The organism is Pseudomonas sp. AC172 (genome assembly GCF_979258595.1).
This window is the reverse complement of record NZ_OZ409868.1, coordinates 2,126,327-2,142,888: the sequence shown is the minus strand read 5'-3', so window position 1 is coordinate 2,142,888 and position 16,562 is coordinate 2,126,327. Positions and strand designations below refer to the sequence as shown.

The 16,562-nt window shown below is 59.3% G+C and carries 11 protein-coding genes; 5 read left to right on the top strand and 6 right to left on the bottom strand.

Annotated features, from left to right (window positions below; genetic code table 11):
* Window positions 1-172 precede the first annotated feature (172 nt).
* The 5 genes from ACZ0A4_RS09505 to ACZ0A4_RS09485 all read right to left on the bottom strand — a co-directional run bounded on the left by ACZ0A4_RS09505 (window position 173) and on the right by ACZ0A4_RS09485 (window position 9,190).
* Complete coding sequence (locus tag ACZ0A4_RS09505) at window positions 173-418, bottom strand: hypothetical protein (RefSeq protein WP_463574300.1); 246 nt, start codon at window positions 416-418, stop codon at window positions 173-175.
* A gap of 248 nt (window positions 419-666) precedes the next feature.
* Window positions 667-3,804 (bottom strand): hypothetical protein, encoded by a 3,138-nt coding sequence (locus tag ACZ0A4_RS09500; protein ID WP_463574299.1) that lies wholly within the window; start codon window positions 3,802-3,804, stop codon window positions 667-669.
* A 217-nt stretch (window positions 3,805-4,021) separates the two neighbouring features.
* Entirely contained in the window at window positions 4,022-5,317 is a 1,296-nt protein-coding gene (locus ACZ0A4_RS09495) for an OprD family porin (protein WP_463574298.1), read from the bottom strand.
* Between the two features lie 423 nt (window positions 5,318-5,740).
* Window positions 5,741-7,444, bottom strand: a complete 1,704-nt coding sequence (locus tag ACZ0A4_RS09490) for an amidase (RefSeq protein WP_463574297.1) — start codon at window positions 7,442-7,444, stop codon at window positions 5,741-5,743.
* 369 nt (window positions 7,445-7,813) lie between these two features.
* Window positions 7,814-9,190 (bottom strand): aspartate aminotransferase family protein, encoded by a 1,377-nt coding sequence (locus ACZ0A4_RS09485; RefSeq protein ID WP_463574296.1) that lies wholly within the window; start codon window positions 9,188-9,190, stop codon window positions 7,814-7,816.
* Window positions 9,191-9,348: 158 nt separating this feature from the next.
* Between ACZ0A4_RS09485 and ACZ0A4_RS09480 the strand changes: the two genes are divergently transcribed.
* Window positions 9,349-9,957: a TetR/AcrR family transcriptional regulator gene (locus ACZ0A4_RS09480; protein WP_463574295.1), complete on the top strand. Its 609-nt coding sequence runs from the start codon at window positions 9,349-9,351 to the stop codon at window positions 9,955-9,957.
* 192 nt (window positions 9,958-10,149) lie between these two features.
* Window positions 10,150-10,476, top strand: coding sequence for an FKBP-type peptidyl-prolyl cis-trans isomerase (locus ACZ0A4_RS09475; protein WP_463574294.1), 327 nt, complete (start codon window positions 10,150-10,152; stop codon window positions 10,474-10,476).
* A 128-nt stretch (window positions 10,477-10,604) separates the two neighbouring features.
* Here ACZ0A4_RS09475 and ACZ0A4_RS09470 read toward each other — a convergent pair whose 3' ends face one another.
* Entirely contained in the window at window positions 10,605-11,882 is a 1,278-nt protein-coding gene (locus ACZ0A4_RS09470) for an OmpP1/FadL family transporter (RefSeq protein WP_463574293.1), read from the bottom strand.
* A gap of 132 nt (window positions 11,883-12,014) precedes the next feature.
* On the opposite strand from ACZ0A4_RS09470, the gene ACZ0A4_RS09465 reads away from it, so the two are divergent.
* The 3 genes from ACZ0A4_RS09465 (at window position 12,015) to aspT (ending at window position 16,556) form a co-directional block, all read left to right on the top strand.
* Window positions 12,015-13,130 carry an AI-2E family transporter gene (locus tag ACZ0A4_RS09465; protein ID WP_463574291.1) on the top strand — a complete coding sequence of 372 codons (1,116 nt, stop codon included), beginning with the start codon at window positions 12,015-12,017 and terminating at the stop codon, window positions 13,128-13,130.
* Between the two features lie 96 nt (window positions 13,131-13,226).
* Window positions 13,227-14,840, top strand: coding sequence for a mechanosensitive ion channel family protein (locus tag ACZ0A4_RS09460; protein ID WP_463574290.1), 1,614 nt, complete (start codon window positions 13,227-13,229; stop codon window positions 14,838-14,840).
* Window positions 14,841-14,864: 24 nt separating this feature from the next.
* Window positions 14,865-16,556, top strand: a complete 1,692-nt coding sequence (gene aspT, locus ACZ0A4_RS09455) for an aspartate-alanine antiporter (RefSeq protein ID WP_463574289.1) — start codon at window positions 14,865-14,867, stop codon at window positions 16,554-16,556.
* Window positions 16,557-16,562 lie beyond the last annotated feature (6 nt).

Sequence of the window (16,562 nt, the reverse complement as noted above, 5' to 3'; positions counted from 1 at the left end):
GCACATCGGCACCTTTGGCGGACGAGATATCCAGGCTGGCCAGACTCCATCATCTGCGTTACCGCGAGAAAACGGCTGGCCGCGCTGCCGTGCAGGACATCCAGCGAGGCTTCGGTGGAGACCAGTAACACGGGGATGCTGTCTTCGTTGAGGGTCATCGAAATGTGCGGACTCATGCTTCACATCCTGCCTGCGCGGCGTGCAGCCCGGCGACGGAGGCCAGTATCAATGCGCGGGCGGTGCCAAGCATTTGCTGGCTGGCCCAGTGCAGTGAACCGCTGTGTTCCAGACGGGTGGCGGTGGGGGCTTGATGGGCGAGGGCTTCGGCGCAGTTCAGGTAAACGGAGGCGTGTTCGAGGGCGTAGTGTGCCTGTCCTGACGCCCACCCGACACAAGCTGCGTGAAGCGGTCCGAACAATCAACCGGCTGTTTGAGGAACTGGAGTTGGAGAACCATCCCGACAAAACCTTTTGTAGCGCGCATTGAACGGGGCTTCACTTTCTTGCGAAAGCGTTACCCCGCGCAATAACCCCCGCCGTGTTAAAAATCTCATCATCGAAAAACGGCCAGCTTGAGGAGCAAGCCTCGAACGACATCCCGCGAAGGAGGTGTTTGGAGTGGACTACCGGTTTTCGTATCAACGCCCTTGGTATACATCGGGGGGGGTTAGGGATCTATGTGGTTGGTGGGCATAGTGGCCTTTGGGCGGTAGGCCATGGCAATAAAGTAGTGACCATGTTGGCCATTCATAACACGCATGCCGGGGGTTTTGGGGTCGGCCTCCCATTGGGCGGTTTGCCCGGTGGGTGAGATTACCCCGGGTACAAATTGGGCGAGGGCCCATGTATGCGGCTCGGTGGTTCCTGGTTTCTGGAACCCATAGGTTATCGCGATGATCAGGGCCTGTTGTATAGGGTCGTCTTCCACTGAAAACAATTGCGCTCCGTTCCGGGTCGCCCATCCTCTGGCGTAGGAGTAGTTAAAGAATGTTTCTTCGCTCACAATAAGCTCATACACGTGTTCGCATGTCACCTGATATTTGACGGTCTGTCCTTTCGTGTCCCGCGCGCTGATCATTGCTGTTCCGATTCCTGTCGAGACCACGTAGCCGGTTGTTGCATCAACGGAGGCGACGTTGGGGTTCGAGGTGAGATATTCGTACGGTGGATAGCCGCCCTGTGCTGCTCGGGATTGTTGCGCGTTGTCGGGTAAGTACGCCGTTGCTTCAAAGGGGGGAGCAAATGGTGCGGGTGCGGGGTACAAGTGGACTCCATCAAGCATCATGGGGGTAGTGTCTATCTCCAGTGACCTGCAGGCATTAATGGTGTAAGTTTTTATCGGAAAATCAACCGCCGTATCAGCATTCGCAACCTTGTCATAGTTCAACTTGAACGCAATCTTAAGCGGACTTCCATCCTCGCGTTCCTGCAACCAAGCAACCTGCGCCGCCGTCACCAACCCCTCCGCCTGTTGATGCACTTCACCTGCCCAAAACACTTTCTCTACAGCCTCACCGTTCTGGTCAGTCCCGACGTAACGCAGCCAGATGCACTGGCCCACAGCCTGCAACATCCATTTTTCAATTCGCAGTTGCGCACCTTCCTCCAGCCGTGCCACATCCAGCTCATCACCCACTGCACCATCAATACTCGGCGTCGGTAAATTCTGGTCGCCATCAGCAATCGGCAACACAGTCATGATTAACTCGTCCGAGTCTTGCGGTACACCATTGCGAATGACGGTGTAAATCACCCTGACTGTTTTACCCAGGTTGAACGCAACCAGCGAGTTGGGCAGCGGTACCTCCAAATCCTCCTGTGCAGTTACATCTATCGGGCCTTCAGTTTTGCTGCCTTCACCCGGCGTACCTGTCCACGTCACGCTCACCTGTGTACCGATCATGTCCGGATAAGCCCGGACAATAGCAGTCAGGGTATCTTTGGCGGCGATGGGTTGCAGGATGTTGTTAGGTGCTTCTTTGATCTCGGGATCTTTAAGATCCAACGCCACCCCAATCCGCAGTTTCAACTCCTGCGAATGCCCCAACGTTTCTCCCCCTCGCTGAATACTGTAATCCGCCACCACCGTGCCGTTGCGATTGGCAGTCACGAATGCCTTGCCCACCGTGAACTTCACCGGTTTGCCCATCGTGGCCGGGATCATGTCCAGATAATCACTGGTGCTGCCGCCGCTGGCCGAGCCGCGCCAGCGGTAGGTCACGCGATCCTTGTCCTGGGTGCCGAGGAAGGGCGCCACCAGCGTTGCGCCGATCGGTGGCACCTTGTCCGGGTCCAGCACGTCATTGGCGTCTGCTCCTTCGACTTCCGGGCGATCAAAGATCGGCTTCGGCACGCCCACCTGCATGATGAACGGCAGTGAATCGCGCACGCTCAGCAGGAGGTTTTCTCTGTTGGTGACGACGTAGTAGACCTTGACGCTCAAGCCATCGAAACGCTGGATTTCGGTCTGGCTCACGTTGCGCAAGACGGGCTCGCCATCCGCGATGTTGCCGACCTGGCGTGGGTCCTCGTAGTAGACGGTATCGCCGCCAGGCACCTGCGCTTCCCAGATCAGGTTCAGCAGATCACTGCCGTTGCGGCCGATGTACGACGGAATACGTACCGTCGCCCACGGCGTATCGACTGGCAACGTCCCGCCCGGCGCCTCGTCAACGGTAGGCGCAAGCAGTTGGCTGATGTCGCCGACAACGCTGACGCTGGCGTTTTTCGAGGGGATGTCGGACGCATTCTCGCGGCGCCGGACAAAGCCCACCGATGCGCTGCCCTTGGCGATGGCGCGCACGGCTTCGTTGGGGATGATGAAGTCGAGCTGAAAGGGCACGAACTCCACCGTTTTCGATAACGGGCCAACGATGATTTGCGGGCCTTGCGCGGGGGTGCCGGTCCAGGTCAGGAGCACTTCATCGTTCACGGCAAAGTCTTTAGCCGTCGTGTACACGCGAACGATGACGTCGTCGTCACCCAGTGTGTCGAGGTCCACGCGATCGGTCGGCTGGCCTTTGACCAGCACCAGCGGTGGGTCGAGGCGGTCACCGTTCATGTCCACCAGCACCCGCTTTAGGGCCGACCACGGTGCGCGCTCGTCCGGGTAGTTGCCGCAGCGGTCGACCACCTGAAACGCCACGGCCACCGCGGAGCCATCGCCGGCGGCTTTGATCAGGTCGTAATCGAAAGTGATGTCGATGGGGTATTGATCCGGATCACGCGCTTGATCCGGGGTGACGAGATGAACCACTTTGTGACTGCCCCAACGGGCGTGGATGCGGTCGTATTCAGTCAGGTTGCGGTAGGTGAAGATGCGCATCGTCACCACGTCGGTTTCCGAAAAGTCCTGGTCGACTTCGTAGCGGTCGAGGGAAAAATTCAGGTCGGAGTGGCCGTCATCGCCGGGGATGTCATCGTATCCACCGGGGCGGGTGAGTTTGACCAGCAGCTTCAAGCGGGGGGTGGATTCTTCGTCAGGAATGTTCTTGCCGGTGACCTTGTAGAACACGTCGATGACTTCACCATCGATCACAAAATCCTTGGGCAAGGTAAAGGCCACATCCCGATTGAGCTCGGACTCGTGCTCAAGGGTCTTGCTCCACACCGGATCTTTAGGGTTGTTCCAGAAGAATTCGACATGCTGCTGGAGTTCCATTTTTAGCCAGGCGGGGATGACCACTTGCAAACCGTTTTCCACTGCACGAATGGGGATGCCTCCGTCGTAGCCATCCTCGGGATCAAGGGTGGACGAGGCGGGGAAATGCAAGCGCTTCAAGGCATAAATTTCTGAGTCGGACATGCGGGCGTGCTCCGTCGGGAAGGTGACGGAATGATTGAAAGCGCATTGACGCGATTGCGCACCTGTCAGATCTGACAGGTGCGGGCTGGAATCCGACGGGTGGTATGTTGGAAGAGGTCGGGTCGAAACCGAAACAACCTTGGAGATTGCGCTGCGCTTCCATCCGACGGTCGCCTTTTGATGTTGCGGCTATCAGCGCGCAAATTCCCGTGTTTTGTCAGAAGCCCAACGGGTACTGAATCACCACGTAAATCCGGTCAATGTCATCGCCAGCCTGCGCCTCGTTGGCCCGGTGCGATACATGCGAAACCTGCACTGACAGATCCTTCGCCGCGCCCGACTGGACGATGTATTTCAAATCGATATCGCGTTCCCAGTGTTTACCGCCATCACCTTGCTGCGGCTGGTAACTGCCGCTTTGCGCGTCGAACGGGTTATACGCGCCGCCCTGCGGTGCGTGGGTGCCGTCGATGTGGCTGCCGCTGACGTAGCGGGTCATGAAGCTCAGGCCGGGGACGCCGAATGCACCGAGGTCGAGGTCGTAGCGCGCTTGCCAGGAGCGTTCGTTGGCGCCGTTGAAGTCGGCGTATTTGATTGAGTTGGCGAGGTAGATCGAGTCGCCACCGACGAAGTCGAACGGCGTGTCGCCGTTGATCCGTTGCCAGCCGAGCATTACCGCGTGGGGGCCGAAGGCGTATTTTCCGGACAGGCTGAACGCGGTGTTGTCGATGGCGCCAGCCAGCGCCTGGCCAGTGTCGCGGGTGTGGTAAAGGTTAGCGTCGAGCAGCACGCCGGATTGCTTGAAGTGCAGATTGCCGTAGTACTGGTGCCAAGTGTCGCTGAGATCTGAGGCGTACAGCGCGCCACCGATGGGGCTATCGCTGAACAGATCGGCGCCAACAAAACTGATCCCGCCGGCCTCGGTGTTGGCGCCATAGCCGTAGAAATCGCCTTTGCCCGATGAGCTGTCCTGATTCTTGAACGCGGTGAAATGCCCGGCCATCAGATTGACGTGGTCGAACTCGGCGCTGTTGAGCAGAAAACCGGTGGCGTACTCCGGTTGCAGGCGTTTGTCGGAGGTGTCGAACACCGGGGTTTCGACGGTCATTTCACCAAAGGCGAGGGTGGTGCGCGAGGCTTTCAGCTTGAGTGCGCCGCCCGCGCTGGAATAGTCATTTTCGCTGCGACCTTCGCTGTCGACTGGCAGCAGACCGGTCCCGGAATGGCCTTTGCCACCGTCCAGTTTCAACCCGGCGAAGGCGTGGGCATCGATGCCGAAACCAACTGTGCCGGATGTGAATCCAGATGAGAAAGTCCCGATAAAGCCTTGAGCCCATTCCTGTTTGTAGTTTTTTCCGGACGGCGAGGGCGAGCGATAGTCGTTGCTGAGGAAGAAGTTACGGCTGAGCACTTCACTTTTGGCGTCGTCGAAAAAACCGCTGGCGTGGGCGGTTGGGTTCAGACCGCAGAGCAGCGCAAGGAGGGTGAGACGCAAAGGGGCGCGGTCGATCATGGTCAGTGGCCAGCGGCAATTAAGGTGGCTGGGATGATCTCGGGATTGCAAGGCAGGGGATTGAGCGGATGTGCTGAATTGCTGTGGCTGTCAGGTCATGAGGTTGTGAATGCGCTGACGCCATCGCTGGCAAGCCAGCTCCCACAGTTATCTATGGCGTACCCGCCAATCTTGGCATCACACAAAAAACTGTGGGAGCGAGCTTGCTCGCGAAGGCGGTACATCGGGCAACATTTGTTTCGGCTGATACACCGCTTTCGCGAGCAGGCTCGCTCCCACAGAGTATTGGGTTGAATGAGGTTTTGTGACTGGAGCTGAAACCTGTGGGAGCTGGCTTGCCAGCGATGGCGGCGTGTCAGTCAAGTTTATCCAGGCTGACACACCGCCATCGCGAGCAGGCTCACTCCTACAGTTTTGATCGCGTTACGACAATGGCGGCGTACGTGGCGGGATCTGGCGTTTGCTGCCGGTCGATTCAAACGCGGCGGCCAGGCGCAGCAGGTTCGAGTCGTCGTAGGCGCGGCCGGCGAAGGTCAGGCCGACCGGCATGCCGATGTCGGCCATCACGCCCATCGGCACGGTGACGGTCGGCACGCCGAGGTGGCGGATCGCGAGGTTGCCGTTGGCCACCCAGATGCCGTTGCTCCAGGCGATGTCGGCCGACTCAGGATTGACATCGGCGTCTGCCGGGCCGACGTCAGCGACCGTCGGGAACAGCACGGCGTCGAGGCCCAACTTGTCCATCCAGTCTTCGAGATCGATACGTCGAGTCTGCTCCAGACCGCGCAAGCCATCGGGCACAGTGGAAATTTCATTCCACGGCGTGATGCCGCGCTCGGCCATGCGCACGTATTCATCCATGCCCGCGACCAGATCACCTTCACGGTTGGGCAACGTGCCCGGTTCGTGCGGGAAGATCTTCGCCCCGTCGACATCGACCAGACGATTCAACTTCGGGTCGCCGTTGGCTTGCAGGAAGTCGTCGAACGCCCACGCGGTCAGGTCCCACAGTTCATGGTGAAGGAACTCTTTCGAGACCAGACCACGGCTGAACACGGTCGGCGCGTCGGGACGATCGCCTTCGCAGTTGGAGACCAGCGGAAAGTCGGTTTCGATGACTTCGGCGCCGGCGGCTTCGAGGGCCTCCCGCGCCTGCTTCCACAGGTCGATCACCGAGGCGCGGGTGTTGATGCGCTGGCCGGTCGGGCCGCCAATGCCCGGTGCTGCGCTGGTGCCGGCTTCAGGGTCGGCATTGATGAACATGCGCGGCACGGCGAAACGCTTGCCGGCCAGTGCTTTGGCGTCGGCGGCCAGATCGGCGTAAGCGGCGGGGCGCACTTCGCTGACGCTGGGGATCGGCACCCACGGTTGCAGGCGCCAGAGGTCGCCACGGGTGTCCGGGTCTTCGGCCACGACGATGTCGAGGACTTCCAGTAGATCGGCCATGGTCCGTGCGTAAGGCACGACCACGTCCATGGTCGGGGTCAACGGCCAGTTGCCGCGCACCGAGATCACACCGCGCGACGGGGTGTAGGCGCACAAACCATTGTTCGACGCCGGGCCACGTCCGCTCGACCAGGTTTCTTCAGCCAGACCGAACGCGGCGAAACTCGCGGCAGTGGCGGTGCCGGCACCGTTCGACGAGCCGGAAGCAAACGGCGCGGTCAGGTAATTGGCGTTGTAAGGACTTTCGGCGCGACCGTAGACGCCGCGTTGCATGCCGCCATTGGCCATCGGCGGCATGTTGGTCTTGCCCAGGCAAATCGCCCCGGCCGCGCGCAGGCGTTCGATGGTGAAGGCATCGCGATAGGCAACCAGATCAGCGAAGGCCGGGCTGCCGGACGCGGCGGTCAGGCCCTTGACCAGATAGCTGTCTTTGGCGGTGTAAGGAATACCGTCGAGCGGGCCGAAGGTTTCGCCTTTGGCACGGCGCGCATCGGACGCTCGCGCTTCGTTCAGCGCTTCAGGGTTGCGCACGATTACGGCATTCAGCGCCGTCGGGGTGTCGGCACCGTCGTAGGCATCGATTCGGGCCAGATAAGCCTGCACCAGCTCGACCGAGGTGGTCTGGCCGGACTCAAGCGCGGCGCGCAGTTGGGCAATGGAAACTTCGGTGACTTCGATCATGCGGTCACCGCTGTTGGAGTAGAGGTGTTTTTCTTGGAATAGGTGTTCATAGCGGTTCTCGTTGCACGGCTTTAGCGACAAGGTTAAGACTGGCGCCTATTTAACACCAAGCGGGGCGCGGAGTAATCGGCGGGAACGATCTACCACCGATTTTCTACTCTACAGGCCCCATCGCGAGCAGGCTCACTCCTACAGGGGGCTACGGGGTATGCAGAATTCGTGTCCGCTGTAGATCCCTGTGGGAGCTGGCTTGCCAGCGATGGGGCCAGCCCATTCGATAATGAAGTGTCTGAACTATCGCCATCGCTGGCAAGCCAGCTCCCACAGGGATTTGTTGCGTTCCCAGAAGACAGGTACGTCCTCAGACGATCACAGCACCCCGTACTCCCGCGCCGTGCGATCCACCGCAATCCGCGTCTTGTCGATCAACTCATCCAGCTCCGTGCGCGTGGCCACCAGCGCCGGCGCCATGATCATCCGTCCCAGTGTCGATCGAATGATCAGCCCTTCCTCAAAACCAATCGTGCGGCAACGCCAGGCGATGTCGTTTTCATTGGCAAAGCGCTTGCGGCTGGCCTTGTCTTCAGCGAACTGCAACGCCGCCACCAGGCCAACGCCCTGAATCTCACCCACCAACGGGTGGTTGCCAAACACCTCGCGCAGGCAGTTTTGCAGGTACGGGCCGGTGTCGGTTTTCACCTGAGTGACTACGCCCTCATCGCGTAAGGCCTTGAGGTTGGCAATCGCCACAGCGGCGGCCACCGGGTGGCCGGAATAGGTCAGGCCGTGGGCAAACACGCCGCCCTTTTCCACCAGCGCCTCGGCCATGCGCCGCGACAGAATCAAACCGCCCATGGGGATGTAACCGGAGGTCAGGCCCTTGGCGATCGACAGCGTGTCCGGCTCAAAACCGAACGTCTGATGGGCGAACCATTCACCGGTGCGGCCGAAACCGCCAATCACTTCGTCAGCACACAGCAACACGTCATATTGACGGCAGATGCGCTGAATCTCCGGCCAGTACGTCGCCGGCGGAATGATCATGCCGCCCGCGCCCTGGAACGGTTCGGCGACGAACGCTGCGACCTTGTCGGCGCCCAGTTCGAGAATCTTGTCTTCCAGTTGCCGCGCGGCTTGCAGGCCGAACTCTTCCGGGCTGAGGTTACCTTCGTGGGCGAACCAGTACGGTTCATCGATATGCGCCACATCGGGAATGGTGCCGCCCATCTCATGCATGAACTTCATCCCGCCGAGCGCCGTCGCGGCCAGGGTCGAGCCGTGGTAGCCGTTCCAGCGGCCGATCATGATTTTCTTCTCGGGTTTGCCCATGACCTGCCAGAATTTGCGCACGGTACGGATCAGCACTTCGTTGGCTTCGGAACCGGAGTTGGTGTAGATCGCGTGGCTGTAGTGCTTGGGCAACAGGCTGAAGAGCAGTTCGGACAGCTCGATCACCGCCGGGTGAGTGGTGTGGAAGAACATGTTGTAGTAGGGCAGTTGTTCCAGCTGCGCAGTCGCGGCAGCGGCGAGATCCTTGCGCCCGTAACCGAGGTTGGTGCACCACAGGCCGGACATGCCGTCCAGATAACGATTGCCGTCGTTGTCCCACAACGCCAGCCGATCACCGCTAACCATCACCCGCGGGCCTTCCTCGTTGAGGGCCTTTTGATCAACGAACGCGTGGATGTGGTGGGCCGCGTCGGCAGCTTGGTAATCGCGGGTGGTGCGGTCGAATTCGGCGGACATGGCTGATCTCCAGATAAACGGGATGAGTGAGTGCGTTCATTCCTGTGATGTGCGAGTAAAGTTTTGTCACTTAAAAATATTTTTGTAAAGAAAATATTTGTCGGTGAAAAAATATCGCCGTAGGCTGAGCCCGACACGCAAGGATCATCAGAGGCAACATGAGCGGACTCAGAGAACGGCAGAAGGAACAGCGCAGGGAAGTCATCGCCGCAGCGGCGCTTGAGCTGTTCAAAAGCAACGGTTTCGCGGCGACCACGCTGGAGCAGATCGCCGTACAGGCCGGCGTTTCCGCGCCGACGGTGGTCAATTACTTCGGCGGCAAGCAGGAAATTCTGCTGGCTTTGCTCAAACAACCCGACGAGCAGGCCATGCGCGAGGCCCGGGCGAATCTGGACGCAGACAGCGATCCGCTGGAGGCGTTGTGCGAGTTCGAAGGGCTGATGACCGATTACCAGCTAGCGGCGATGCCAGCTTCTTTGTGGCGGGAATTGGCGCCGTTTCTGCTGACGGGTGAATTGGCGCAGGCCTTGAGTCCATGGAATGCCGCTGTCATTGAAGAAACCAAGGCTTTACTTGAGCATTTTCAGCGGTTGGGCAAGGTCCGCAAGTCAGTCGATATCGAAGTGGCTGCCACGCTCTTCAATCAATACGCGAACATGGCATTTGTTCGCTTGGCGACCGAGGCGGTGCCCGATCGGGACGCTCATGCCCGGCATATGCGGAGTGTGTTGAATCTGATTTGCCAGGGGATTTGCGTGGAAGCATGACGAGCCATTGATTTTTGAACGAGCTACTCAGGTCCCAAGAAACCAAAGTGTCTGAGTAACAGCATGCCTATCGCCAAACAACCTAAAAACCTGTCATTTATGACAGGTCAAATTCATCATCCGATCCTTGAATATGAAAGCACTGTAGCGGTGCTGCTGCGATAACTTTGCCCTCATTCAAGGAGACTTAAAATGGGTGTTACTGTAGAAGTGATTCAAACCGGCGACGGCGTTATATACCCGAAGCGTGGACAAACGGTCGTAATTCATTACACCGGTACTTTGACAGATGGTAAGAAGTTCGACTCAAGTAAGGACAGAGGTCAACCCTTTAAATTCAGAATTGGTGACGGACAGGCTATTAAAGGCTGGGACGTGGGTATTGCTCAAATGAGTCTAGGAGAACGCAGCAAGCTGACAATTACTCCTGATTACGGCTATGGAACACGGGGCCACCCCGGTCTCATCCCGCCTAATTCGGAACTTATCTTCGACGTTGAACTTCTGGATATCCAGTAATGGCAAGCTAATAACCAAGTATGAAACCATTGCTTGCCATCCAGACAAAGCATTGCCAAACATCTTTTGAAAACGGCTATGCCTGGCTCGCCGAGTCCTTTTCTCGCTAGAACGCGCCCCTATGTGACTCAAAACCGCCAGGTCACCCCTCCGCCAACAATGTGCAGCGCGCTATTGGGATAACTCCCCGACAGCGTCTGCCCGTTGCGCTTGGTCTGCTGCACGTCCATATCTCCCAGCCAGACCAGCGTGTAATTGAGGTTGAGGTCGGTGTCTTCGGCGAGTTTGTAACTCAACCCGGTCGCCAGTCGCCATGTGTCGTTCATCGGGTTGTCGACGGTGCGGTCCTTGTCCTTCACCGCCGAGCTGTCGTAACCCACGCCCATGTTCCAGCGCAGTTTCGGGCTGATCTGGTTTTGCGCGCCGATCGACAGGTGCCAGGTGTCCTGATACTTGCGGTCGACCGAACGTGATACGTCGCCGGCGGCGCTGTCCACCGACACGCCGATGTCGGCAAAGTCGCTCCAGTCCTGCCAGTTCACCGAACTCAACAGTGTCCACTGTTCGCTCAACTGATGGGCAATGCTCAGGGTCGCGGTCTGCGGGATGTTCATGTCGATTTCCAGGTCGTCGACGTCCAGCCGCGACAGCGCCAGATTGAGCAGCGGATTGCGGATGCCATGAACGGAAGGTGAGTCCTTGAACTCCAGTTTGACCTTGCTGGTGTAGGCCAGACCGACGGTGGTGCGCTCATTGACCTGATAGCGCAGGCCCAGATTGATGCCGGTGCCGATGTCGGTGTCCTTGTACTGCAACTTGCCATCTTCCTGGAACGGTGTGCCCGGCAGGAAGGCGTTATTGTCGATGGCCATTTTTGTGTAGTAGTAGCCATAGACCAGACGCGGGCCGATGCCCATCGACAGGTCGTCGGTAATCTTGTAGGCGAAGGTCGGTTGCATCGAAATGCCGATCAGCGTCGATTCCTGGCTGAAGTAGCGGCCGGCCCAGTCATCGTCGTATTTCACGCTCAGGCCGAAGTTGCCATACATGCCGAAGCCGATACTGGCGCGGTCATTGATCTCATGGCTGATAAAAAAACTGGTACCCGGCAGGATCGGCAGTGGATTGCCGCCCTCGTTGCCAGAGAAGTCATTGTCGCTGTCGCGATCAAAACCGAGGCCACCGAGTATGGCCTGGCCGGTCAGGCTGATTTGCGTGCCTTTGAGTGCGGCAATCCCGGCCGGGTTACTCATCAACACGCTCGGGTCAGTGGCCAGCGCCGCCGAACCGGCATTCGCCAGTCCCGCGCCTTCCTGACCCGCTTCATACAGATCAATACCACCTGCCAACGCCTGACCACCTGAGCCTGCCAGCGCGAGAATAATCAGGGAATGCGTAGATTTCATCCCGGCGTCCTTATCAAAGAAGATCAGCTTTCAGGTTTAGTCGTGAATTGGCTGGAGCACCAGTCGAGACGATCGGCCAGTTGTGAACTAGGCTCAGTTCGGTTCAACGGTGGCCCAATCAGGAGAGCCGAAATGGAAGACAAACCGCTGATAGCGTTTCAGAGTTCCAGAGCCCTGCTGGACGTGTTCATACGTGCCGGTCTGATTACCGTGCTTGTGATGTTTTGTTTCGATATCTTCCATCCGTTCCTCAACGTGATGCTGTGGGCGCTGATCCTGGCCATCACCTTGTATCCGCTGAATCAGAAGCTCGGCGCCAGGCTCGGCAACCGCTACGGGTGGGCAGCGATCGTGCTGGTGCTGCTTTGGCTGTTGATTCTGATGGTGCCGCTGAGTCTGCTTGGCGCTTCCGTGGCTGACTCGGTGAAAGTCGGCATGCACACGCTGGAGGCGGGCTCGTTCGAGATTCCGCCGCCACCAGCCAGCGTCGAAACCTGGCCGCTGATCGGTGCGCCGCTCTTCGGCATCTGGCAGCACGCTTCGCAGGATCTGAGCTGGGCGTTCAAGGAGTTGTCGCCGCACCTGAGCAGTTGGGGCAAAGTGCTGTTGCATCAGGCCGCCGGTGTAGGCGCTGGGATCGTGGTATTCGTTGTTGCCTTGATTGTCGCCGGTTTGATCATGAAAAACGGCGAAAGCGGTCATCGTACCGCCGTCGCCATCACCACACGGATTTCCGGCCCGGTGCGCGGCCCGCAAATCGCCGAACTGTGCACGGCCACCATCCGCGCCGTGGCGCAGGGTGTGGTCGGCATCGCGTTTATTCAGATGCTGCTGGTTGGCGTGGCACTGGTAGTCATGGGTGTGCCGGCGGCCGGTATTCTCGCCTTGATGGTGCTGCTGCTGGGCATCACCCAATTGCCGGTGTTGTTGATCACCTTGCCCATCGTGATTTATGTCTTCGCGCAGGACGGGGTCAGTGCCAGCACGATTATCTTTGCGGTGTGGATGGCGATTGCCGGGCTTTCCGACAATGTGCTCAAGCCGATGTTGCTGGGCCGCGGCGTCGCGGTGCCGATGCCGGTGGTGCTGATCGGTGCACTTGGAGGCATGGTCACCAGCGGCATTATTGGTCTGTTCATTGGCCCGGTGATTTTGGCGGTCGGCTATGAATTGTTCATTGGCTGGGTGTATCAACCGGCCAATGTCACCGAGCTTCTGGAGAGCCAGCGCAAAGAAAATCTGCCGTGACACTTATCGGTGCGAGGGAATCTGACAACCGTTCATCGCTCAACTACGCTGCCTTACGTATCCCTCTCTGACACTTGGGCGTAAGGAAACAGGCGCATGCGAAGCAGGCTGCTGGCGGTTTGGATAGTGGTATTCGCGGCGCTCTGGAGCGGGCTCGGCTGGGCGGCTGATGAGGCGACAAAACCGGCCGACGAGGCGGTTGAGCTAAAGGTCGCCAATCGCAGCATCATGCTGTTTCGCGCCACCATCCTCGGCGAAGCGCCGGCCTCGCGGGTCAAACGGGCGAAAATGGTCATCAATGAGGCGCTGGAAGAAGGCGAGAACCTCAACGTCAGCATTGATTCGATCCAGAACAGCTACCTGGTGCTGATCGGTTCTAAACGCGCCTTCATTGTCGCGCCCAAGGACATCGACACGCTGGCCTATTCATCGGTGCAACAGGCTGCCGAGGGCGCGGCGGAAAAACTCCGTCAAGTGGTCAATGAAACCCGCGAAGCGCGCAGTCTCGACTTGATTCTGCGCTCGTTGGCACTGGCTGCGGTCGCCACGCTGATTTACCTCGCGCTGCTTTGGTGCCTGGCGTATTTGCGCCGTAAGTTACTGGCAAAACTCCCCGCATTGATGGATCGCCACACCCAGGCGCTGAAGGTCGGACGGGTGCAACTGATCGACTCCAACTTCCTGTATCCGCTGGTCAGCCGTCTGCTGTTGCTGCTGCGCTGGCTGCTGATTTTGCTGTTGACCTATGAATGGCTGGGTTTCGTCCTGTCGCGCTTTCCCTACACGCGGCCATGGGGCGAAAGTCTCAATAACTATCTGTTCGAGCTGGCCGGGTATTTGTTGCAAGGCATCGTCGATGCGATTCCCGGACTGGGCGTGGCCCTGGCGATATTCTTTATCGCCCGTGGCGTCACCGCGTTCACCCGGCGGATCCTGCGGCGCATGGCCACGCCAGGGACGTTCAGCTGGCTCAATCACGAAACCCTGCAACCGACCCAACGTCTGACCGCGCTGGCGATCTGGCTGTTTGCCCTGGCCATGGCTTATCCGTATCTGCCGGGTGCCGGCACCGATGCCTTCAAGGGCTTGTCGGTGCTGATCGGCCTGATGATTTCCCTCGGCGCGACCAGTGTGGTCGGGCAGGCCGCCGCCGGTTTGATCCTCACTTACACGCGCACCTTGCGTCCGGGTGAGTTCGTAAAAATCGGCGACTACGAAGGCACCGTCACCGAACTGGGCATGTTCACTACGCGCATTCGTACCGGGCTGGGGGAAGTGCTGACGCTGCCCAATTCGATGATTACCGGCACGGTCACCAAAAACTACTCGCGCACCGTGCAAGGCCCCGGTTATGTGGTGGATACGGTAGTGACCATCGGCTACGACACGCCGTGGCGTCAGGTCGAAGCGATGCTGCTGGAAGCGGCGAAGCGTACGCCGGGGATTCTCGAAGATCCTGCGGCGCAGGTGTTCCAGACCGCGTTGTCGGATTTCTACCCGGAATATCGCTTGGTCGCGCAGGCGATCCCGAGCCAGCCGCGCCCGCGTGCGGTGCTGCTGAGCATGCTCCACGCCAATATCCAGGACGTGTTCAACGAATACGGCGTGCAGATTATGTCGCCGCACTATCTTGGCGATCCGCAGAGCGAAAAGTGGGTGTCACGAGAAAAGTGGTACACAGCACCCGCGCAAGAACCGAAGGATCAGTGACCGCCGCTCAAAGGAGTTCGCCCCATGCTCGAATTCATCCTGCACGCCTTGCGCACCGACCCGGAAATCGCCGTGTTTCTGGCGATTGCCCTCGGCGTGTTTATTGGCCGGATTCACATCGGCAGCTTCCACCTCGGCTCGGTGGCCGGTGCGCTGCTGATGGGTTTGCTGATCGGGCAGATCGGTCTGGAAGTGCCGGCGGGTCTGAAGTCGGTGTTTTTCGTGATGTTCATCTACGCCGTCGGCTTCAAGAGTGGTCCAGAATTTTTCGGCAGCCTCAATCGCGGCACACTGAAACTGGTGCTGCTTTCGGTGGTGCTGTGCGCCACCGCGCTGGGGGCGATTCTACTGATGTACTCGCTGTTCGATTTCGACGCCGGGTTCACCGCAGGCCTGGGTGCCGGGGCGCTGACCGACACGGCGATCATGGGCACCGCGACCAGCGCGATCAATCAACTGACAATCGATGCCGCGGCCAAGGCGCAACTCAACAGCCACATGGCGATTGCTTACGCGATTACCTACCTGTTCGGCACCATCGGTTTGATCGTGTTTGTCGGCAGCATCGCGCCGAAACTGCTCGGCGTGAACCTGCGCGAGTCGGCGCGGGAACTGGAGCTGGAACTGGGCATCGCCAAGGAAGAAGAGGCGATCACCGTGCCCTACACCCGAATGGTGGTGCGCGCCCACCAGGTTGCGGAAAACGGTCAGGCCGCCGGGTTGCGCATCATCGATCTGGAAAAACCCCACGAATCGCTGACCGTCGAGCGGGTGATGCGCGCCGGCAAAGTCATCGAGCGCGATGAAGAGTTCGTGCTGATGGCGGGTGACATCATCGGCGTCTACGCCTTGCGCGATGCGGTGGGCAACCTCAGTCACTGGGTCGGACCGGAGATCGATCATCCCGAAGCCTTGTCGTTTCCGACCCGTCAGGTGGACATCGTCCTGACCTCGGCGGAGTTCGCCGGCAAAACCATCCATCAAGCCAAATCGCGCCTTGCCACCGACCGGCGCCTGGGATGCTTCGTCAACAACATCAGCCGTCAGGGCTACGACTTGCCGTTGCTGCCCAACACCGTGTTGCGTCGCGGCGATGTGATTTCGCTGACCGGGCGCACCGCCAGTGTCGAAGCCATGGCCAAACGCCTTGGGCGCATCCGCAAGAACAACTACAAAAGCGATATCGCCATGCACACCCTGGGCATGGTGCTCGGTTCGTTGCTGGGGTTGTTGTCGACGCACATCGGCATGATTCCGGTGGAGCTGGGGATCGGCGGCGGGGTGTTGGTCGCGGCGCTGGTGATCGGCTGGTACAACTCGCGTCACCCGGAAATCGGCGCGTTGCCGCCAGCGGCGCAATGGGCGTTTTCCGAGTTCGGTCTGACCGCGTTTGGTGCGGTGGTGGGTTTGTTGGCCGGGCCGGCGGCGTTTGCCGCAATGAAAGAGCAGGGGCTGGCGCTGCTTTTGTCCGGCGCTGTGGTGACGATATTGCCGCCGCTGGTGGCGTTGTACTTCGGCCGCTATGTGCTGCGCTTGCACCCGATGATTTTGTTTGGTGCATTGGCCGGCGCGCAGACCGAAGCGGCGTCGATGAACAAGATCATTGAGCAGTCGGGGAGCAACACGCCGGTGATCGGTTTCACGGTGTGCTATGCGATTTCCAACGTCTTGCTCGCGGTGTGCGGGCCGATCATTGTGTTTGTCGTCGCTGGCTAGGTTCGC